Origin of the sequence: Bradyrhizobium sp. HKCCYLS2038 (genome assembly GCF_051167655.1) — a bacterium.
Lineage (GTDB): Bacteria > Pseudomonadota > Alphaproteobacteria > Rhizobiales > Xanthobacteraceae > Bradyrhizobium.
This window is the reverse complement of the sequence record NZ_JBNPTM010000003.1, coordinates 172,151-192,868: the sequence shown is the minus strand read 5'-3', so window position 1 is coordinate 192,868 and position 20,718 is coordinate 172,151. Positions and strand designations below refer to the sequence as shown.

Here is a 20,718-nt window from a genome sequence, read left to right as displayed (position 1 = left end):
AGGCCGACGCGTCTGCCTCGAACTGCTCCCTGGGGTTATGGGTCCCGGCTCAAGGCCGGGATGACGGTGGAGCTTGTTGATGCACCGACCTGATCACCCCGCCGTCAGCAGCGGGATCGCCTCGTCGCGTTCGTACAGATACAGCAGACAGCGCAACGCGTCGCTGCGCGGGCCCTTCAGCTTGGGATCCTCTTTCAAAATGCGCAGCGCCTCGTCGCGGGCCTGCGTGATGAGTTGCGCATGCACCTCGGGGCGGGCGATGCGATAGCCGGGCAGGCCGCTCTGGCGGATGCCGAGCACGTCGCCTTCGCCGCGCAGCTTGAGATCCTCCTCGGCGATGCGGAAGCCGTCGGTGGTTTCGCGGATGACCGCGAGCCGCGCCTTCGACATCGGTCCGAGCGGCTCGTGATAGAGCAGGATGCAGGTCGACGCCTCCGCGCCGCGGCCGATGCGGCCGCGCAGCTGGTGCAATTGCGCCAGCCCGAAGCGCTCGGCATTCTCGATCACCATGATGCTCGCGGCGGGCACGTCGACGCCGACCTCGACCACCGTCGTGGCCACCAGCAGACGCAGCTCATGCGCCGCAAAGCGGCCCATGACGTCGTCCTTCTCGCTGCCCTTCATCTTGCCGTGGACAAGGCCGACCTTGTCGCCGAAGCGCTCGCGCAGGCTCTCGAAGCGATCCGTCGCGTTGGTGAGATGATCGATGCCCTCGGCCTCGGATTCCTCGACCAGCGGGCATATCCAGTACACCAGCTTGCCGGCCTGGAGGGCGCGGCCGACGGCCTCCATGACCTCGCCGAGCCTGGTGTCGGCGACTGCACGCGTATCGATCGGCTGCCGGCCGGCCGGCTTCTCGCGCAACTCGGAGATGTCCATGTCGCCGAAATAGGTCAGCACCAGCGTGCGCGGGATCGGCGTGGCCGACAGTACGAGCACGTCAACGGCCTCGCCCTTCGAGGTCAATGCCAGTCGCTCGCGCACGCCGAAGCGGTGCTGCTCGTCGACGATGGCGAGCGCCAGCGACTTGAAGATGACGTCGTCCTGGATCAGCGCATGCGTGCCGATCAGGACGTCGATCTCGCCGGCCTCCAGGCGCGCGAGAATGTCGCGGCGCTCCTTGCCCTTCTCGCGCCCCGTGAGAATGGCGACATTCATCCCGGCGCGCTCGGCGAGCGGCGTGATCGTCTTGGCGTGCTGGCGTGCCAAAATCTCGGTCGGCGCCATCAGCGCGGCCTGCTTGCCGGCTTCCGCCACGGCGGCCGCCGCGAGCAGCGCCACCACCGTCTTGCCCGAGCCGACGTCGCCCTGCAGCAGCCTGAGCATGCGCACCGGCTTTTCGAGATCGGCCGCGATGGCTTCGATCGCCTGGGCTTGCGAGTTCGTCAGCGCATAGGGCAGGGCGTCGATGACCTTGCGGCGCAGATGGCCGTCGCCGGCATGGCGGTTGCCCGCGGGACGGCGCAATTGCGCCCGCACCAGCGCCAGCGCCAATTGGCCGGCGAGCAGCTCGTCGAAGGCGAGGCGAGACCAGAACGGGTTCTCGGGGAGGATATCCGTCAGTTCCTGCGGGACATGCACCCGCGTCAGCGCCTCTCTCAGCGGCGGGAAGTTGCAGCGGCTCAGCACCTCCGGGCTGATCCATTCCGGCAGCTCCGGCAGCTTGGTCAGCGCCGCCGCGATCGCTCGCCTGAGCGAGCCGAGCGCGAGGCCTTCGGTCAGCGGATAGACCGGATCGATTCCTGACAGTTTGGCGAAGCCGGCTTCATCGAGGATGCGATCGGGATGCACGATCTGCGGCACGCCGTCATACATCTGCACGGTGCCGGAGACGTAGCGCTTGGCGCCGACCGGCAGGATCTTCTCGATGTAGTCGCCCTTGGGCCGGAAGAAGGTCAGCACGACGTCGCCGGTGTCGTCACTGGCGTAAACGAGATAGGGCGCGCGGGCGTTACGCGACGGGCGATGGCGATCGACCGTCACTTCCAGCGTCACGACCGTGCCGGCCTCGACGTCGCGCACCTTGGGCCGGTTGCGGCGGTCGATCACGGAGGCGGGCAGGTGCAGCAGCAGGTCGACCAGCCGCGGCGTCTCGCTGCAGCTGAGCAGATAGCGCAGCAGCTTGTCCTGCTTCGGCCCGACCCCGGAGAGGGTGGTGACCGGCGCAAACAACGGATTGAGGATGGCAGGGCGCATGGATGGACACTTAAAGCGGTTTACGAGCCGGAATAGCCGCGAACGCCCCGGCATCCACCTCTTTTTTCGTCGTTTTCGCGGTCCCGCATGCCGGTTCTGCAGGCGCTGAGGGCTGACATAGGCACCGCGCATCGCTATATCGAGCCGCGCCCGGCACCGTCCGGGCTTTCGGCGTTGTACTGCAGGGATACCGCGATGACAGGGACCACCCGATCAAGCCAAGGCCTCGACGACCGTCGCAAGCGGCTCTTGTTCCGCTGCTGGCACCGCGGCACCCGCGAGATGGACCTGATCCTCGGCCGCTTCGCCGATGCCGAGATCGGCACGCTCACCGAGAGCGAGCTGGATCAGCTCGAGCAGCTGCTGGAAGTCCCTGACCCGGATTTCTACGCCGCGATCACAGGCGCCCGGCCGCTGCCGCCGGAGCAGACCCCGGCGCTGTTCGCGCGCATCCAGGCCTTCCGTGCGGTGGACGCCGATTGATGAAAAGTTCGGTCAAGTCGCCTGCCGAGCACCTCGCCCCGGGGCGCGCACTGACGCTCGCCAATGTCGCCGAGGGCGCCGAGGGCCTCGTCGTCTCCGATCTGGCGCGGGCGATCGCCGCCAGGCCGAAGCCGCCGGCGGTCAGCCTCGCCGTGGTCTGTCGCGACGGCGCGCGGATGCAGCAGCTGGCGCGGGCGCTCGACTTCTTCGCGCCGGATCTGCCGGTGATGCAGTTCCCAGCCTGGGACTGCCAGCCCTACGACCGCGTCTCGCCGCACGGCGGCATCCTGGCCCAGCGCGTCACGACCCTGGCGCGGCTGTCGCGCCTCGCCGGCAGCGACAAGCCGCTGATCGTGCTGACCACCGTGAACGCCATCGTGCAGCGCGTGCCGGCGCGCGCCACCATGGCGGGGCAGGCGCTGTCGGTGGCGCCCGGCCATGTCGTGCCGATGGACTCCGTCGTCGCCTGGCTGGAGCATAACGGCTACCACCGCTCCTCGACCGTGCGCGAGAGTGGCGAGTATGCCGTGCGCGGCGGCATCCTCGATCTCTTCCCCGCCGGCCTCGACCAGCCGGTGCGCTTCGACTATTTCGGCGACAGCCTGGAATCGATCCGCACCTTCGATGCCGAGACCCAGCGCACGCTGCTCGACATGCGCTCGCTCGATCTCGTGCCGGTCTCCGAATTCCAGCTGATCACCGATACCATCCGCCGCTTCCGCATGGGCTATGTCGCCGAGTTCGGCGCGCCCGAGCGCGACGACGCGCTGTATGAGGCCGTCAGCGAAGGCCGCCGCTATCCGGGCATGGAGCATTGGCTGCCGCTGTTCCACGACAAGATGGAGACCTTGTTCGACTATCTGCCGAACACGCCCATCGTGATCGAGCCGCAGGGCGAGGACGCCGCGCGCGAGCGCTTCAAGCAGATCATCGACTATTACGACGCACGCCGCGAGGCGATGGAGCATCCCGGCGGCGGAGCGATCTACAAGCCGCTGACGGTCAATCGCCTGTATCTGACGTCGTCCGAATGGGCTGAGCGGCTGGACACCGTGCCGCTGGCGCGGATGACGCCGTTTGCCGTGCCTGAGGGCACTGCTGTGGTCGACATCAACGCACGCCAAGGCCGCAACTTCGCACCCGAGCGCAACGATGCCGCCGTCAACGTGTTCGAGGCCGTGGTCGCCCACGTGCAGGCGCTGCAGTCGGTGCGCAAGAAGGTCGTGATCGCGCTGTGGAGCGAAGGCTCGCGCGACCGCATGGCCAGCATGTTGAAGGATCACAAGCTGATCCACGTCACCAGCGTCAACACCTGGCGCGTGGTGCAGGCGACGCCGCGCAACGAGACCATGCTGGCGGTGCTCGGCCTGGAAACCGGCTTCGAGACCGACCAGATCGCCGTCATCTCCGAACAGGACATCCTCGGCGACCGCCTGGTGCGGCCGCGCCGCGCCAGCCGCAAGCTCGACAATTTCATCTCCGAGGTGACGAGCCTCGCCATCGGCGACATCGTCGTTCACGTCGATCACGGCATCGGCCGCTTCGTCGGCCTGCAGACGCTGGAAGTCGCCGGCGCGCCGCACGACTGTCTTGAGCTGCGCTATGCCGGCGAGACCAAGCTGTATCTGCCGGTCGAGAACATCGAGCTGCTGTCGCGCTACGGCTCCGACCAGACCAGTGTCGAGCTCGACAAGCTCGGCGGCTCCGGCTGGCAGACGCGCAAGGCCAAGCTCAAGAACCGCATCCGCGAGATGGCCGGCGAGCTGATCAAGATCGCCGCCGAGCGCATGCTGCACGAGGCGCCGAAGCTGCCGGTGCAGGCCGGTCTCTACGACGAGTTCTGCGCCCGCTTCCCCTATGACGAGACCGAGGACCAGCTCGGCGCGATCCAGGCAACGCTCGCCGATCTCGAAGCAGGACGTCCGATGGACCGGCTGGTGTGCGGTGACGTCGGCTTCGGCAAGACCGAGGTGGCGCTGCGCGCCGCGTTTGCGGTCGCGCTCGAGGGCAAGCAGGTCGCCGTCGTCGTGCCGACCACGCTGCTCGCGCGCCAGCATGCGAAAACCTTCACCGAGCGCTTCAAGGGCTTTCCGGTCAACGTGGCGCAGGCCTCGCGGCTCGTCAGCACCAAGGAGCTCAACCAGGTCAAGAAGGGGCTCACCGACGGCTCGGTCGACATCGTCGTCGGTACCCACGCGCTGCTCGGCAAGTCGATCAAGTTCCGCGACCTCGGCCTCGTCATCGTCGACGAGGAGCAGCATTTCGGCGTCAGCCACAAGGAACGGCTGAAGCAGCTGCGCGCCGAGGTCCACGTGCTGACGCTGTCGGCGACGCCGATCCCGCGCACCTTGCAGCTGGCGCTGACCGGCGTGCGTGAGCTGTCGATCATCGCGTCTCCTCCGGTCGACCGTCTCGCCGTGCGTACCTTCGTCGCGCCGCATGATCCCGTGATGATCCGCGAGGCGCTGTTGCGCGAACGCTATCGCGGCGGCCAGGCGTTCTACGTCGTGCCACGCATCGACGATCTCGCGGAGGTGAAGGAGTTCCTCGACAAGACCGTGCCGGAGATGAAGGTCGCGGTCGCTCATGGCCAGATGGCCCCGACCGTCATCGAGGATATCATCGGGGCGTTTTACGACGGCAAGTTCGACATCCTGCTGTCGACCACGATCGTCGAATCCGGCCTCGACATTCCGCGCGCCAACACGCTGATCGTGCACCGCGCCGACATGTTCGGCCTCGCCCAGCTCTATCAGCTGCGCGGCCGCGTCGGCCGCTCCAAGCTGCGCGCCTATGCGCTGTTCACCTTGCCGTCGACCCACAAGGTCAGCGCGCAGGCTGAGAAGCGCCTCGGCGTGCTGCAATCGCTCGAAACTCTCGGCGCGGGCTTCCAGCTCGCCAGCCACGACCTCGACATCCGCGGCGCCGGCAATCTGCTCGGCGACGAGCAGTCCGGGCACATCAAGGAGGTCGGCTTCGAGCTCTATCAGTCGATGCTGGAGGAGGCGATCGAGAACCTCAAGGCGGGAATCACCGAGCCGACCGTCGACCGCTGGTCGCCGCAGATCACCATCGGCATGCCCGTGCTGATCCCGGAGGACTACGTCTCCGATCTCTCGGTGCGGCTGTCGCTGTATCGCCGCCTCGCCGATCTCGAGACCGACGAGGAGATCGAGAACTTCGCTGCCGAGCTGCGCGACCGCTTCGGCAAGCTGCCGGACGAGACGCGCTATCTGTTCAAGGTCGCCGCGATCAAGAACTACTGCCGGAGAGCCAATGTCGAGAAGGTCGACGCCGGCCCGAAGGGCGCCGTCATCGCCTTCCGCGACAACAGCTTCGCCTATCCGGATCGCCTCGTCGCCTTCATCAAGCGCCACGGCCAGGCCGCCAAGGTGCGCCCCGACATGAAGGTGGTGTTCCTGCAGATCTGGGAGACGCCGGAAAAGCGGCTGGCGGGCACCACGGATATTCTCAAGGAGCTGGCTGAGCTCGCGGAGAAGAAGGCGGCGTGACGCCCCGCCGGCTCGAGTCTCACCGAAGCTGCCAGCCGAAATGCAAGGCAAGGCTGGCGATCAGGAACACCGCGACGATGGCCACGACGCTGACCCAATCGGTCTCCTCGCGAGATTGCCGGTTGTGCATGACGCATTGCTCCGCTTCGTCAGATGCCCCCGAGTCGAGCTGGGATTGCACCATAGGAGTGGGGCAAATGCGCGATCTCAACATGCACGTGTTTGGATCAGATCGTGACGGTCTGTAGGGTGGGCAAAGCAGCCGCCGTCAGGCGGCAGCGTGCCCACCGTCGACCGGCATACTCAACAGTGAGATGGTGGGCACGGCGCCATCTGATAGTTCGCATGTGGTGAGACCGTGCCTGCGCCTTTGCCCACCCTACGGACCGGTGTTGGGGCTTTGAACGAGACGCGAGCTGATCGTTCACAGCGTCATTGCGAGCGCAGCGAAGCAATCCAGAGTTTCCACTGACGCCCTGGATTGCTTCGCTGCGCTCGCAATGACGTCAGGCGACGGGCGTAGTCCGGCGCACGTCCCGTAGGGTGGGCAAAGCGGCCGCCGACGGCGGCAGCGTGCCCACCGTCGGCCGGCATGCTCAGCGGTGAGATGGTGGGCACGGGGCGATCTGATTGCTCGCATGCAGCGAAGCCTTGCATGCGCCCTTGCCCTCCTACGCAGCACAACGGCTCGACAATTCGGATTAATTTTGTCTATCGTGAACCTGGGTGATCCCTGCACCGCTTGAGCAACGCAATGCTGTCTCTCGTCAAAGAACTCATGGCGTTCCTCGCGACCACGATCGAACAGCGTGGCCTTGCGGTGACAGGAACGGTCACGGAAGGCAGAACGACACGCCGCCTCATCATCGAACTTTGCCGTGGACCCGAGATCAGTCTCGAGGCGGAGTTTGGCTTCCACATCAAAAAGGGCGGCGAGCTGGTCGTGACATGGACGACGCGCTTTCGCTGGCCGAAGGCCGAGGAGATGCTTCGCGACCTCCGGCCGCCGTCGCCCTATGGCCTCGACGTGCCCGAGATCCGCAAGGCGCGAACCCAGCTTTATCCGATAGCTGCACTGGAGATGATCAACGGTCACAAGTCAGACTATGTCGGATTTGATCCTCCGCAAGCTGACGCCATCCGTTGTCATCTCGTAGACGTCGTCAACACCCTGCTGCAAAAGGTCGTTCCGGACTTTCACCCGTACTGCGACGTCGAGGTCTTCAGCAGAGCTGCGATGGAGCCCATGGCGAAGTCGCGGCTCGAGATGGGCGAGACGGCTGTCGCGGCCAGTCTGGTTGCGGCCGGGAAGCGCAGGGAGTTCGAATCCTGGCGAGAGGCGTGCAGAAATGGTTTCGTCGGTCGAGGTCGGCTCGCCGTCAATTATCGGGAGCAATACATGCAGGCTCTGGAGAGCCGGTTGCCCGATTGAGGAAGATCGTTCGCGCTTTGTTGTGAGCCCGTAGGTGGGCACAGCGGTCGCCGTCAGGCGGCGGCGTGCCCACCGTCGCGCTTTGCGCCGTGCCGTGAGGTGGTGGGCACGGCGCCATCTGGTAGCTCGTATGTTGCGAGACCTGGAATGCGCCTTTGCCCACCCTACGGTCCAGCGTCTTTGGGTAGACGCGAGCTGATAATTCTATGCGTCATTGCGAGCGCAGCGAAGCAATCCAGGGCTGCGGGCGGGACTCTGGATTGCTTCGCTGCGCTCGCAATGACCTGGGGCAAGGAGCGGCGCCTCAATCTTAAGAGGCCGCGCGCTGCGCCTCGCCGTACACGCGGGCCAGCAGCGTGCGCGCCGTGTCGTTGGGCTGCAGCGCGGCGACGGTGATCGAGGGCTCGCTGCGGGTCTCGCGCTTGCCGTGCGAGGTGTGGCGCATCACGCTGGAGAGGCGGCGGGCGATGACGTGGGCGGAGCGCAGGTCGGTTTCGGCGAACACCACGACCACCGAGCCGTTGTCCTCGTGGCTGCCGAAATCCATCCGCCGCATCAGGCGGCTGATGATGCGGGCGCCGTCATATTGCGCGCGCGGATTCACCGGATCGAACGCGAAGCGGGCGACCGCGAGGCTGCCGCCGCGCTTCTGGGTCTGGCTGACGGCGGTGGCGAAGTCGCGCGCGAAGGCGTTGCGGGTGAGCAGGCCGGTCTGCGGATCGAGCATGCCGCCGGCTTCGATCGCGCGCAGGGTGCGGTTGAGGCGGGCCTCGAAGGCGTGCTGCCGGATCATCGGCAGCGCATGCGCCGCGATGCGCGCCGGTTCGCCGGCGATGATCTCGAGATTGGCGAGCTCCTGCAGCGGCGCCGGCTGGTTGGCGGTAACGACGACCGCGAGATTGCGGAAGCGGGTGTCCTCGGCGAGGACGGCCAGGAAGGCGTCGACGACGCGCGGCGTAAAACCTTCGCCGAGCACGACGCCGTTGATGTCCCGGCTCGACAGATGCTTGGCGGCGGCCTCGATGCTCAGCGCGCCGACCACCGCCATGCGCTGGCCCAGCGCCACCGACAGACCCGGCATCGAGGCGCCGCGGCCGAGCAGCAGCACCGTCGCATCGTCGAGCGGGTCGGTCTCCGGCAGCGTCGCACCGTCCGTCTTCTTCTCGGCAAGGCGGCGCAGCACCGTGGCGTGGAGCGTGCGAACCCGCAGCGCGGCGCGCAGCCGCGCCAGCAGGCGGTCGGTGTTGTCGCTGCCGTGCAGGGGAATGGCGTTGTCGGGCAGTGTCGCATCGCCCGGCGCGATGGCGATCAGTGGAATGTAGGGTTTGCGCGCGTCCAGATGCCGCGAGATGGCATGGATGTCGTTCGTGTCAGCGCCGTCCATGACCGCGAGCACGGCCGCCGGCTGGACGCGCGAGACGATGGCCGTCGCGTCGTCCCAGCGGCTCTCGATCGAGGGAAGGATTTGCGCCGCGTCGAGGGCCGCGATCAGCGAAGCGCGTGCGGACCGGGAGACGACGAGAAGCGGGCCTTGTTGAGACATCCAGGAAACTCAGGATACGCTGATGATACTGCGCGATCCTAGAGTTCTCCTGTTAACGCGGCGTCAACACTGTTCCGACTGCAGCAAGGCTTTCTGCAACAAGGCTTCCGCACTGGACCAGCGCGGCAAGTTCTGCAGCGCGGTCAGCCCGTCGACGTGGCGCGGTCGCGAAACGCCTCGACCATCAGCGGGTTCAGTCCGAGTTCCGCCAGCGCTTCGCGGGCCCGCGCATTGTCCATCGCACGCCCGGCGAGCCGGTGGCCGCTGAGCCGGTCGGGCAGGGCGGTGAGCAGGGCGCCCTGGCCCAGCCGCCGCGACCATTCATGCAGATCCTGGGCGAGGAAGCGATAGCCGCCCACCGCCATAACGCCGGCCGGCGGCGCGGTGATCGAGATCGTGTCGTGGGCGCGGTCGAGCCGCACGGCATACTCGGTATCGACATAGTCGCGCGCGGGCGGCGGCATCAGCGAGTCACTGGGCGGCGCCGGCGGCGCGTAGGCGGCGATCACCACCATCGGTCCGCGCAGGCCGAGCGTGCCCTTCGGCGTGACCAGGATTTCGCCCGCGATCGACGAGCCCGGCTGCTCGCGCGGCGCGCCCTGGCGACCCGGCTTGACCGGTCCCGGATTGCCGTCGGCCGAGGTGCGGCGCACCGCGAACAGGCCGGCTTCGCCGAAGAGATAGACGTCGGTGAGCTCGATGTCGCGCGTCTTCCAGGCCGGGCTCGAGGCCACCTGCTCGGGCGCGCGCCACAGGCCGAGCACGTAGCGCAGATTGGGCAGGCGGCCGGCGAGCTCGCCGCCGTCGAGGCGCAGGACGAACTGCGCCGGCGCGATCAGCGTGTCGCAAGCGAGCTCGGCGAGCTGCTGCTCCAACCCATCGGCGTCGAACGGATGATGCAAAGCGAGGCTGCCACCGGACAGCAGCCAGGTGACCACGGAGGCGGCGAGGCCTGCGAACGAGGACGGCACGAACGCCGACATCATGTTCACGCCTTGCGGCAGATCGCTCTCGAGCGAGATGGCAAGCCCGCCGGCGATCAGGCTGAGATGGCTGCGCGGCACCGCACGGAAGCCGTCGGCCGTGACGTCGAACGAGACGATCGCGGCCTTGCGGCCGTCCGGCATCAGCCCGCGGGTCGAGCGCGACGGCTTGGCGATCGACTGGTCGAGCGAGAACATGCCCTCGGGCAGATCGTTGCCGAAGCCGCAGACGTGGCGGATCGAGAACGCTTCCGCCGCGGCATTCATGGCGAGGTCGGCATGGATGACGCCGTCGACCTTCGACATCGTGACGATCGCCCGCGCGCTGGTGCGGTTTAAGGCCGCCACGAGCTCGGACTGGCGCCACAGCAGCGGGAACACGGCGACGACCAGCCCGGCGCGGTGTGCCGCGAGAACCGTCAGCACGAACTCGATGGTGTTGGGCAACTGCACGGCGATGACCGAATGCGGCGGCAGCCCGGCGTCGATGAAATGCGCAGATAGCGCCGAGATCACCCGATCCGCTTCCGCATAGGTCAGACGCATCGGAGAGCGGCCGGTGATGCGCTGCTTGTTGATCGGATCGACCAACGCGACCGCATCCGGCTTGCGCGCCAGAATGCGTTGAAACAACGCGTCGAGCGTCGGCGACGTATTGGCCTGATTCACCTGTTGCCCCGTACTTTCACGGATCCGGCTAATACAAATTCCCTCAAGACCAACTGCCCCGGTTGGTCATTTGGGTGCCGGCTCCGGCCGCTGCCACCAGCTCTCCGGGAGCGCTCCCGTCAAAGCTGTCCTCTTGGGCCGTTCTATACGATTCCACCGAGCGATCCATTCCTCGGCGGCATTGAGCACTGGAATAGCGTAGAACCCCGCCATCAGGGTACGGTCCAATGCACGAACGGTCGAGATAAATTCTGTCCTGTCGCGGGCCCGCAACAGCGCGGCGATCATGGCGTCGATCGCCGGGTCCTTGGCGCCCATGTAGTTCCGTGTCCCGGTCCGGCCGGCGGCCTCGCTGCCCCAGTAGAACGCCTGCTCGTTGCCGGGCGACAGCGACTGGTCCCAGCGGTTCTGGATCATGTCGAACTCGAAGCTGAGCCGGCGCTGGTCGAACTGCACGGGATCGACCACCCTGATCGACGCATTGATGCCGGCGCGCTTCAGGCTTGCGGTATAGGCCAGCGCAATGCGCTCCTGATCGCGCGTCGTGACCAGGATCTCGAAGGCGAGCGGCTCCTTGGTCATCCGCTGCCGCAGCACCGTGCCGTCGAGCCCGTAGCCAGCGGCGTCGAGCAGATCGAGCGCCGCCTTCAAGGTGGTGCGGTCGCGGCCGGAGCCGTCGGTCACCGGCAGGCGGTAGCTGCCGTCCATGATGTCCTGCGGGATCTGCGCGGCGAAAGGCTTCAGCAGCTCGCGCTCGGCCGTATCAGCCGCGCGCCCATAGGCGGACAGCTCGGAGCCGGCGAAATAGCCGCCGCTGCGGCGGTACAGGCCGAAGAAATAGTTGCGGTTGATCCATTCGAAGTCGAACAGCAGCGTCAGCGCACGGCGCACCCTGACGTCGGCGAAGACCGCGCGCCGGGTGTTGAAAACCAGGAACTGCGACGGCTGCGGCATCTCCGAGGTGATGCTGTCGCGGACGACCTCGCCATTGCGCGCCGCCGGAAAATCATAGCCGTCGTGCCAGCGCAGCGGCTCGGTCTCGACGCGGAAGTCGTAGAGGCCGCGCTTGAAGGCTTCGAACTGGCCGTTGGCCTCGCGGTAGTAATCGAGCCGGACCTCGTCGAAGTTCCACAATCCGCGATTGATCGGCAGGTCGCGGCCCCAATAATCGGGATTTCGGCTCAGCGTAACGCTCGCTCCGGGGCGAACCGCCGTCACGCGGTATGGACCGGAGCCGAGCGGTGCCGTCATTGTGGTGTCCTCGAAGCCGGCCACGTCGGTAGCGTGCTTCGGCAGGATCGGCATCAGGCCCAGGATCAGCGGCAGCTCGCGATCCTCTTCGCCGCCGAAATCGAACCGGATCGTCAGGGGATCGAGCACGTCGACCTTGGCGACCTTGCCATAGTACTGCCGGTGGTTCGGCCGGCCGTGGTCACGCAGCAGGCTCCAGGAGAACGCCACGTCGTCAGCGAGCACCGGCTGCCCGTCGGAAAAGCGGGCGCGGGGATCGAGCCGGAAGGTGACGTAGGTCCGGTTGTCGTCGGTCTCGACGCTCCGCGCCAGCAGCCCGTACAGCGTGAACGGCTCATCATTGCCGCGGGCGAGCAGGCTTTCGACCACATAGGTGCGGATTTGCTGCACTGCGACGCCGCGGACGATGAACGGGTTGAGGCTGTCGAAGGTTCCAAGCAGCCCCCACACCAGGCGTCCCCCCTTGGGCGCGTCCGGATTGACGTAGGCCATGTGATCGAAGCCGGCGGGCAGGGCCGGGGCCCCATGCATGGCAATTGCCGCAGTTTCGGCGGCGGTCGCCGTTGCCGCGTTGAGGGCGGGCCACAGCGCCAGGACCACGGCGCAGCCGCGCAGCGCCCTGCCGAACACGCGCTGCAACGTCAGGACCAGAACGCAAGCATTTGATTCGAAACAGGCCACAACAGGCTTTTAACACAGGCCGGCAAGCGCTAGACCCCAGCCTTGCCATGGTCTCGCGGCATTGATCTTTCCGCGCACCACGTTATGAAAGCGGTCAATTGAGCCGGGCGGCAACGCCTGTCACTTAACCGCCTCATTTCCTGAGGAGACAGCCGCTTCAACGGCTTGGTGTGGCGCCTTTGGCGGTCTCGGGCGCTGCCGTTCAGAAAGGGTTTTCCGCAATGTATTTCCGTGACTTGGCCTCGTCGGTTGGGCCGCGTGGGCGGCGCATCGCCCTGCTGGCGGTCACCGCGCTGGCCGTTTCGTTCGCTTCGGAGGCGCAATCGCAGGCCCAGCCGCCTGCTGCGCCCAAGGCGAAGGCTCCGGCTGCCGCCCCCAAGGCCCCCGCGCCGGCCGCCCAGGCGCCTGCCGCGCCTCCCGCCGGCGGCCAGCCTCAGGCGCAGGCCGCCGACATGCCGCAGCTGATCTACGCCCCCTGGACCAAGTTCTGCCTCAAGGGCCAGGACGCCAACGCCAAGCAGGTCTGCTTCATCGGCAAGGACGGCCGCATCGAGTCCGGTCAGCCTGTGGTTGCGGCCGTGATCATCGAGCCCGAAGGCGAGCCGCGCAAGATCCTGCGCGTCACCCTGCCGCTCGGCATGCAGCTGCAGCCGGGAACGCGGATCGCGGTCGATACCGGAACTCCGATCGACGGCAAATTCGTGATCTGCTTCCAGAACGGCTGCATGTCGGACTACGAGGCCTCCGCGGATTTCGTGAACAGCCTCAAGAAGGGGCAGACCCTCTACGTCCAGGCGTTCAACTCGAACGGAACCGCGCTGACGCTGCCGCTGCCGCTGCAGGAGGGCAACAGCAGCTTCGCCAAGGCCTATGACGGTCCGCCGACCGATCCGAAGGAGTTCGAGAAGACCCAGCAGAAGCTGCAGGAAGAGCTGCAGAAGCGCGCTGAAGAGCAGCGCAAGAAGCTGGAGCAGCAGGCCCAGCCTCAGGCCAAGCAGTAAGACCGCATACAAGAAAAGGCGCTCAGGAGAGCGCCTTTTTTCTTGAGCTCGGTGCCGCGAATTCGGTGTCGTAGTGCGACCGGCGAAAGTTTCGAGCGGGCGGATCAGTTCAGCAGCGGATTGCGCGGGCGGTAGCCGCCGGACTTGTCCTTGATGAAGATCTCCGCAACCTGAGAGTGCCGGATCGGCTCGCCGGACTCGTCCGGAACCAGGTTCTGTTCCGACACATAGGCGACGTATTCGGATTCCGCGTTCTCCGCCAGCAGATGGTAGAACGGCTGATCCTTGTGCGGCCGGACCTCCTCGGGGATCGACAACCACCATTCCTCGGTGTTGTTGAACTCCGGATCGATGTCAAAGATCACGCCGCGGAACGAGAACACCCGGTGACGGACGATCTGACCGATCTGAAACTTGGCGGTTCGCGCTTTGATCATGCTTAGTCGAATAGACCAGGATTGAGGCCGATGCTAGTGCCCCTCCGGCGGATTTAATCTAGACAGTTCCCGAATCGCGCCGCGCCGCGACCTCCCGCATTCCGGGCCCGCAGAGGGCCGCCCGCCGAGATCCATGATCGACATTCTCAATCTCGCTTTGCCTTATTTCGGCGTCGTTTTCATCGGCTTCGCCTGCGGTAAATGGCGGAGGCTGCCCGAGGCCGGGCTGGCCTGGATGAACTTCTTCCTGCTCTACGTGTCGCTGCCGGCTCTGTTGTTCAACCTGATCGCGCGGACGCCGTTTACGGAGCTGAGCAACCCACCCTTCCTGGTTGCAACGACGCTCGCAACCATGCTCACCTTCACCTTGGCGCTGCTGCTCGGCAAGCTCATCGGCGGGCTATCGCTGCGCGAGGCGACCATGGCCGGTCTCGCTGGCGGCTATGGCAATATCGGTTACATGGGACCGGGGCTGGCGCTGTCCGTGCTCGGCGCCAAGGCGGCGGCGCCGACGGCGCTGATCTTCTGCTGCGACAGCATCTTCCTGTTCTCGATCGTGCCGCTGCTGGTCGAGCTCACCGAGCGCGATCACGCCTCGATCGCGCATGCGCTGCGCACCGTGCTGCGCCAGATCCTGCAGAACCCGCTGATCATGGCGACTGCCGCGGGCATCCTGGCCGCGGCGCTGCAGTTTCATCCGCCGGCTGTGCTCGACCGCACCCTGCAGTTTCTCCAGAACGCGGCGGCGCCGACGGCGCTGTTCGCGCTCGGCGTCACCGTGGCCTTGCGTCCATTCGAGCGGCTGCCCTGGGAGGTGCCGGTGCTGACGATCGTGAAGCTGGTGATCCACCCGCTGCTGTCGTTCGGGCTGATGCTGTTGTTCGGGCCGTTCGCACAGCCCTGGGCGGCCACCGCGGTGCTGATGGCGGCGCTGCCGCCGGCGCTCAACGTGTTCGTCATCGCGCGCCAGCACGACAGCTGGATCGAGCCGGCCTCGTCAGCCGTGCTGATCGGGACCTTCGCGTCCGTGGTCTCGCTCACCAGCGTGATGTGGCTGATCCAGAGCGGCCGGCTGGTGTTTCCTTAGAGCACGATCCGGAAAAGTGGAGTCCGGTTTTCCGAAAAGATCATGCTCAAACAGAGAGGTAAGATCAGCCCGCCCTGCGGCTCGTGCGCCAGGATGGCGCCAGCCCTTCGCGCATCGCCAATCGCCGCAGCGGACCGATGCCGCCGATCAGATGCATCCCCACCGCGCGCATCGACTGCACCGGCAGCAGGTCGCTGAGCAGGGAGCGGTTGGCGACGTCGATGACGAAGGTGCGGCTCAGAATGTCGGCGCGGCGCGCCGCGCCGTAGCGGGCAATCACCTGCGGTGCGCCGAGATCCTCGCCGGCGGCCCTGGCCTGGCGGACGACCTCGGCGATGTCGATGCCGTCGCGCAGGCCGAGGTTCAGTCCCTGGGCGCCGATCGGCGGCACGACATGCGCGGCTTCGCCGATCAGCGCAATGCGGTTCTGGGCGTAGCGCTGCGGCCGCTCGATGCCGAGCGGAAACATGTGCCGTCCCGGTTCGACATGGACGCGGCCGAAGATCGCGTGCGACTGCCGCTCGGCGGCCGCGGACAGCGCGTCGTCGTCGAGGCCATGCAGCCGCTCGGCTTCCTTCGGCGCGGCGACCCACACCACGCTCGAGCGGTCGCCCGGCAACGGCACGAACACGCACGGCCCGTGCGGCGTATGGAATTCGGTCGAGACGTTGTGGTGCGGCCGCGCATGGCTGATGTTGAAGGTCAGCGCGGTCTGCTGCAACGCGCGACGGCTGACGCCGATGCCGGCGGCTTCGCGGCACAGCGAGTGGCGGCCATCGGCGCCGACTGCGAGCTGCGCGCTGAGCGTGCGCCCGGACGAAGTGGTGATCGTGACCGACTGAGCGTCGCTGCGGACGCTCTCGGCGTCCTCGGCGATCCGCACCAGTCCCTCGATGGCGCGCGCGCGCTCCTCCAGCGCGTCGACCAGAACCGCGTTGGCGATGTTGTAGCCGAATAATTCGAGGCCGATTTCGTCGGCGACGAAGCGGACTTCGGGCGCGCGGATCAGCCGGCCGGTGTCGTCAACGAGCCGCATCGCCTTCAGCCCGGCCGCGCGATCGCGACAGGCCGACCACACGCCGATTTCGTCGAGGAAGTCGACGGAGCCGCCGAGCAGGGCGGTGGTGCGATTGTCGGCATAGGGGGCGTGGCGCGCCACCAGGGCGGTGCGGGCACCGGTCTGTGACAGGGCGATGGCGGCCGCGAGCCCGGCCGGCCCGCCACCGACAACCACGACATCGAAGCTGTTTTCCAGGTCGGTCATGGCGGAACAATTGACCTTCCCGCGCGCTTTTTCAAGGGCCGCGATCGCGCCTGCGCGGCGCATCGCCGCAAGCGACGATATGCAATTCGCTCCGATTCCTGATAGCACTGCAGCTGCATGGATCAGGTGAGACCAACGAGCGAGATATCGGCGACGTCCGCGCGACGCGCCGCGGCGTTTTCAGTGCACGTCTTCACGGCGCTCGGCGCGGGCGTCGCGCTGCTGGCCATGCTGCAGGCGGTCCGCGAGCATTGGACCGCGATGTTCTGGTGGCTCGGCGTCGCGCTGATCATCGACGGCATCGATGGACCGATGGCGCGCCGGCTCGATGTCATCAACCTGCAGCCGGACTGGTCGGGCGACGTGCTCGACCTCGTCGTTGACTTCACCACCTATGTGTTCGTGCCGGCCTATGCGATCACCGCGAGCGGCATGCTGCTGCCGCTGGCCGCGCCGGTGATCGGCGTCGGCATCGCGGTGACCGGCGCGCTGTATTTTGCCGACCGCCGCATGAAGAGCGACGACAATCATTTTCGCGGCTTTCCGGGACTGTGGAACATCGCCGCGTTCTACCTGTTCCTGCTGCATCCGCCGCCGCTGCTCGCCACCTTGGGACTCGCAGTCCTGATCGCGCTGACCTTCGCCCCGTTTCACGTCATCCACCCGGTGCGCGTCGCACGGCTGCGTTGGCTGACGCTGCCGCTGGTGGCGCTCTGGGGCATCCTCGTCATCGACGCGCTGGCCCAGGATTTCGTCGTCAGTCCCATTGTCACCGCGGTACTGTGCGCCATCGGCCTTTACATCGTCGCCAGCGACTCCGCGATCCGCCTGTTGAGATCTTTGAAAGCATGATCGACCTCCTGACCAGTCCCGAAGCATGGGCCGCGCTGCTGACGCTGACCGCGCTCGAAATCGTGCTCGGCATCGACAACGTCATCTTCCTGTCGGTGATCACCTCGCGCATCCCGCAGCCGCAGGCGACGCGGGCCCGCCAGATCGGCCTGGCGCTGGCGCTCATCTTCCGCATCATGCTGCTCAGCGTGCTGGTCTGGCTGATCGGACTCACCCAGCCGGTGTTCTCGATCCGCGGTCTCGGCTTTTCCTGGCGCGACATCATCCTGATCGCGGGTGGCCTGTTCCTGATCGCCAAGGCGACGCACGAGATCCACGGCGAGGTCGAGGCACGGGAGGAGAAGGGGCAGGAGGGCGGCGGCGCCAACAAGTTCTTCTGGGTCATCCTGCAGATCATCGTCATCGATCTCGTGTTCTCGCTGGACTCGATCATCACCGCGATCGGCATGGCGCAGGATCTCGAGATCATGATCGCGGCGGTCATCATCGCCATGATCATCATGTATGTCTCATCCGGACCGGTCGCGCGGTTCGTGGCCAACCATCCGACCACCAAGATGCTGGCGCTTGCCTTCCTGGTGCTGATCGGCGTGGCGCTGGTGGCTGACGGCTTCGAGTTCCACATCCCGCGCGGCTACATCTACTTCGCCATCGTCTTCGCCCTCGCGGTCGAGGCCTTCAACGTGATGGCTTCCCGCAACCGCCGGAAACGCAAGAGCTGAGTGACGGGCTGGGTTGAAGGGCTGAGTTGACAAGGCGCGCGTGATCGCCTTCGCTTTCGACCAAGGCATCGTCGAGGGGCGTCACGGTTCGCGCGCGCCGGGCCGAATGTCGGCTGAGAATCAGGTAATTGTCGGAAATTCTTGCGCCGGCGTCTCAGATGCTGCCGCAAGCGGGTCCGAAGGGGAGTTCGCGGAATGGCCAAGGCGGTGCGCGTGCACAAGGTGGGAGGCCCCGAGGCCCTCGTCTATGAGCCGATCGATCTTGCCGCGCCCGGTCCCGGCGAGGTCCGCATCCGCCAGCATGCGATCGGCCTGAACTTCATCGACGTGTATTATCGCACCGGCCTGTACAAGGCGCCCGGCCTGCCGTTCGTCGCCGGCAACGAGGCGGCGGGCGAGGTCATCGCCGTCGGTCAGGGCGTGACGAATTTCCATCCCGGCGACCGCGTCGCCTATTACGAGAATCTCGGCGGCTATGCCACGGAGCGCAACATCGGCTGGCAGCGCCTGGTGAAGCTGCCGGACCACATCACCTACGAGCAGGGTGCGGTGCTGATGCTCAAGGGCCTGACGGTCTGGTATCTGCTGCACAAGACCTTCAAGGTCGAGCCGCACCATCGCGTGCTGATCCATGCGGCTGCGGGCGGCATCGGCCTGCTCGCCTGCCAATGGGCGCGCGCGCTCGGGGCGCATGTCATCGGCACCGTCGGCTCCAAGGCCAAGGCCGATCTGGCGCTGGCCAATGGCTGCGATCATGTCATCCTCTACAACGAGGAGGACTTCGCCGGCCGGGTGAAGCAGATCAGCCGCGGCGAGCTGTGCGACGTGGTCTATGACGGCGTCGGCAAGTCGACCTTCCCGGGGTCGCTGTCCTGCTTGAAGCCCCGCGGCTTGTTCGTCAGTTTCGGCAACGCCTCGGGACCGGTGCCGCCGTTCTCGATCGCCGAACTGAACAGCCATGGCTCGCTGTTCGCGACCCGGCCGAAGCTCAACGACTATATCGGCAAGCGCTCGGAGCTGCTCGAAGGTGCGGATACGCTGTTCTCCGCGGTCATCAGCGGCAAGCTGCACGTCCCTATCAATCACGCCTATGCGTTGAAGGATGCCGCACGGGCGCATGCCGACCTGGAGAGCCGCGCCACCACGGGCGCCTCGATCCTGAAACCGTGAGCCGCCGACGCGACGCGCGCTAGGCGTCGTCCCTGACGGCGGCTTCGGGACCAGCGGCACGGCTCCACAACACCTGATCCGTCTGTGCCGCCGTGGCGGGCGCGATCCGCGCCGGGGCGAGGCTGTCTTCTCCCCGACGCCAGGCGTTCTCGCGCTCGACATCATCGAGCGCCAGGGCAAGGCCCTGATTCAGCTCATAGAGATCCGAGGCGAGCCCGGCGGCATTGAGCGCCGCGCGCAGCGAGTCCTGCACCAGGCTGCGCAGCGCCACGTGCGGAGCCGATACCGGCACCTCGACATCCCGTCCGGCCATCGCCTGGGCGCAGGCGCGCCGGTCGAACGAGGCGTGACCGCGGCAGGCGAGCGGGCGCACCGGGTGAACGATGCAGCCACCGCGGACCACGAACGGGCAGGGCTGGCGCAGCGCCATCCGCTCCGCCTCGCCCAGGCCGCGCGTAGAGCGGTTGGCGAGCTTGACACGCCGCGCCAGCGAGCCGAGCGCCGTCGCCGACATGCGCTCGTCGATCTGTCGGATGTAGCGTGCCAGCAGAAAGATCTCCGGGGCCGTTGCGGTGACCCGCAGCGCGCAGCACGACGGACAGCCCTTCGCGCAAGCGAGCGCCGGCAGTTGCGCCGTCTGCGCATCGATATTCGCCTCGAACAGATCGAAAGCGCGATCGGCCAGTACGTTCACCAGGTTCGGTGCGGCCGGGGTCGAGACGACGAGCGCACTGAAGATGCGCTGCAGTTCATGACAGGCCGCGTCGCTCATCCCCATCCTCCACCATGCGCGACGATGAAACGCCAGCGACCGCGGCGCACCCGGCGCACCGCGGTCGACAGGAATGAGGCAGAGAGGACGCTCACCGCCTCACTCGGAGAGAGCCCGATCAGGCCGCGACGTCCTTCAGGATCGCCTCGAAGCAGGGGCGGGGAATGCGGAAGAAACCGCGGCCGCCCGCGAAGGTCTGGTAATGCGGACGGGCCATGTCCAGGAGCCGCTCATACCACTCGTTGGCGGTGAGGCTGGCAGGCTTCTCGCCGATCGTGTTGATGTCGGAGTTTGGGAAGAAGCGGACGTGGATCAACACTTCTTCGGTGGCGGCAGCGGGGGCGATGTGGCTGCGCGTGTCCGCGGCGGGCAGCACCCGAGCCAGATTGTCTCTCGCCATACTTGCATCTCCTTCTTGCGTGCCGACGTCGTTGTCGGCGGGATGATCATCAGCTTGGTCCGGCAAGCCTCGTCCCTGACGAGCTGATCACATCCCGTACGACGCTATATCCCGAGAGATACAACGTCATGCATCGGATCGCAGGTGTTTGGCCCCGACAACATCGTCGTTGGCGAACCCGATCGTCCTTGATGGAAATCAAATGGGCGTTCATCTCAAAGGCGAACTTGTTAGCAGCTTGCCTCCCAAACGAGCAGCCGAGA

Annotated in this window: 16 protein-coding genes; 8 read left to right on the top strand and 8 right to left on the bottom strand. The window is 66.5% G+C overall.

The genetic code is table 11. From position 1 onward, the window contains the following. Positions 1–93 precede the first annotated feature (93 nt). Positions 94–2,196 (bottom strand): ATP-dependent DNA helicase RecG, encoded by a 2,103-nt coding sequence (recG, locus tag ACQR1I_RS14530; protein WP_434867251.1) that lies wholly within the window; start codon positions 2,194–2,196, stop codon positions 94–96. Positions 2,197–2,391: 195 nt separating this feature from the next. Here recG and ACQR1I_RS14525 point away from each other — a divergent pair, with 195 nt between their 5' ends. The 3 genes from ACQR1I_RS14525 to ACQR1I_RS14515 all read left to right on the top strand — a co-directional run bounded on the left by ACQR1I_RS14525 (position 2,392) and on the right by ACQR1I_RS14515 (position 7,623). After that, on the top strand, positions 2,392–2,679 hold the full coding sequence (locus ACQR1I_RS14525; protein ID WP_434867252.1) for a succinate dehydrogenase assembly factor 2: 288 nt from the start codon (positions 2,392–2,394) through the stop codon (positions 2,677–2,679). Further along, positions 2,679–6,191, top strand: a complete 3,513-nt coding sequence (gene mfd, locus ACQR1I_RS14520; RefSeq protein WP_434867253.1) for a transcription-repair coupling factor — start codon at positions 2,679–2,681, stop codon at positions 6,189–6,191. The genes ACQR1I_RS14525 and mfd overlap by 1 nt, the downstream gene beginning before the upstream one ends. Positions 6,192–6,945: 754 nt before the next feature. After that, a complete protein-coding gene (locus ACQR1I_RS14515) occupies positions 6,946–7,623 on the top strand; it encodes a hypothetical protein (protein ID WP_434867254.1) in 678 nt (225 codons plus the stop codon). 310 nt (positions 7,624–7,933) lie between these two features. Here the strand turns inward: ACQR1I_RS14515 and ACQR1I_RS14510 are convergent, their stop codons facing one another. The 3 genes from ACQR1I_RS14510 to ACQR1I_RS14500 form a co-directional block, all read right to left on the bottom strand. Next, positions 7,934–9,166 (bottom strand): GGDEF domain-containing protein, encoded by a 1,233-nt coding sequence (locus tag ACQR1I_RS14510; RefSeq protein ID WP_434867255.1) that lies wholly within the window; start codon positions 9,164–9,166, stop codon positions 7,934–7,936. A 143-nt stretch (positions 9,167–9,309) separates the two neighbouring features. Next, complete coding sequence (locus ACQR1I_RS14505) at positions 9,310–10,818, bottom strand: AMP-binding protein (RefSeq protein ID WP_434867256.1); 1,509 nt, start codon at positions 10,816–10,818, stop codon at positions 9,310–9,312. A gap of 66 nt (positions 10,819–10,884) precedes the next feature. Continuing rightward, a complete protein-coding gene (locus ACQR1I_RS14500; RefSeq protein WP_434867443.1) occupies positions 10,885–12,699 on the bottom strand; it encodes an extracellular solute-binding protein in 1,815 nt (604 codons plus the stop codon). Positions 12,700–12,971: 272 nt separating this feature from the next. On the opposite strand from ACQR1I_RS14500, the gene ACQR1I_RS14495 reads away from it, so the two are divergent. Continuing rightward, positions 12,972–13,751 (top strand): invasion associated locus B family protein, encoded by a 780-nt coding sequence (locus tag ACQR1I_RS14495; protein WP_434867257.1) that lies wholly within the window; start codon positions 12,972–12,974, stop codon positions 13,749–13,751. Positions 13,752–13,855: 104 nt separating this feature from the next. On the opposite strand, the gene hspQ is transcribed toward ACQR1I_RS14495, so the two are convergent. Then, positions 13,856–14,188 (bottom strand): heat shock protein HspQ, encoded by a 333-nt coding sequence (hspQ, locus tag ACQR1I_RS14490; protein WP_008965329.1) that lies wholly within the window; start codon positions 14,186–14,188, stop codon positions 13,856–13,858. Positions 14,189–14,321: 133 nt separating this feature from the next. On the opposite strand from hspQ, the gene ACQR1I_RS14485 reads away from it, so the two are divergent. After that, entirely contained in the window at positions 14,322–15,275 is a 954-nt protein-coding gene (locus ACQR1I_RS14485; RefSeq protein ID WP_434867258.1) for an AEC family transporter, read from the top strand. 64 nt (positions 15,276–15,339) lie between these two features. Here ACQR1I_RS14485 and ACQR1I_RS14480 read toward each other — a convergent pair whose 3' ends face one another. After that, on the bottom strand, positions 15,340–16,539 hold the full coding sequence (locus ACQR1I_RS14480) for a UbiH/UbiF family hydroxylase (RefSeq protein WP_434867259.1): 1,200 nt from the start codon (positions 16,537–16,539) through the stop codon (positions 15,340–15,342). 117 nt (positions 16,540–16,656) lie between these two features. On the opposite strand from ACQR1I_RS14480, the gene pcsA reads away from it, so the two are divergent. From pcsA to ACQR1I_RS14465, 3 genes are all read left to right on the top strand, one after another. Then, a complete protein-coding gene (gene pcsA, locus ACQR1I_RS14475; protein ID WP_434867260.1) occupies positions 16,657–17,391 on the top strand; it encodes a phosphatidylcholine synthase in 735 nt (244 codons plus the stop codon). Then, positions 17,388–18,113, top strand: coding sequence for a TerC family protein (locus ACQR1I_RS14470; RefSeq protein ID WP_434867261.1), 726 nt, complete (start codon positions 17,388–17,390; stop codon positions 18,111–18,113). The genes pcsA and ACQR1I_RS14470 overlap by 4 nt, the downstream gene beginning before the upstream one ends. 195 nt (positions 18,114–18,308) lie before the next feature. Continuing rightward, a complete protein-coding gene (locus tag ACQR1I_RS14465; protein ID WP_434867262.1) occupies positions 18,309–19,283 on the top strand; it encodes a quinone oxidoreductase family protein in 975 nt (324 codons plus the stop codon). 19 nt (positions 19,284–19,302) lie between these two features. Here ACQR1I_RS14465 and ACQR1I_RS14460 read toward each other — a convergent pair whose 3' ends face one another. Both ACQR1I_RS14460 and ACQR1I_RS14455 read right to left on the bottom strand, forming a co-directional pair. Then, positions 19,303–20,055 (bottom strand): hypothetical protein, encoded by a 753-nt coding sequence (locus ACQR1I_RS14460; RefSeq protein ID WP_434867263.1) that lies wholly within the window; start codon positions 20,053–20,055, stop codon positions 19,303–19,305. A 118-nt stretch (positions 20,056–20,173) separates the two neighbouring features. Further along, complete coding sequence (locus tag ACQR1I_RS14455; RefSeq protein WP_434867264.1) at positions 20,174–20,521, bottom strand: hypothetical protein; 348 nt, start codon at positions 20,519–20,521, stop codon at positions 20,174–20,176. Positions 20,522–20,718: the final 197 nt, after the last annotated feature.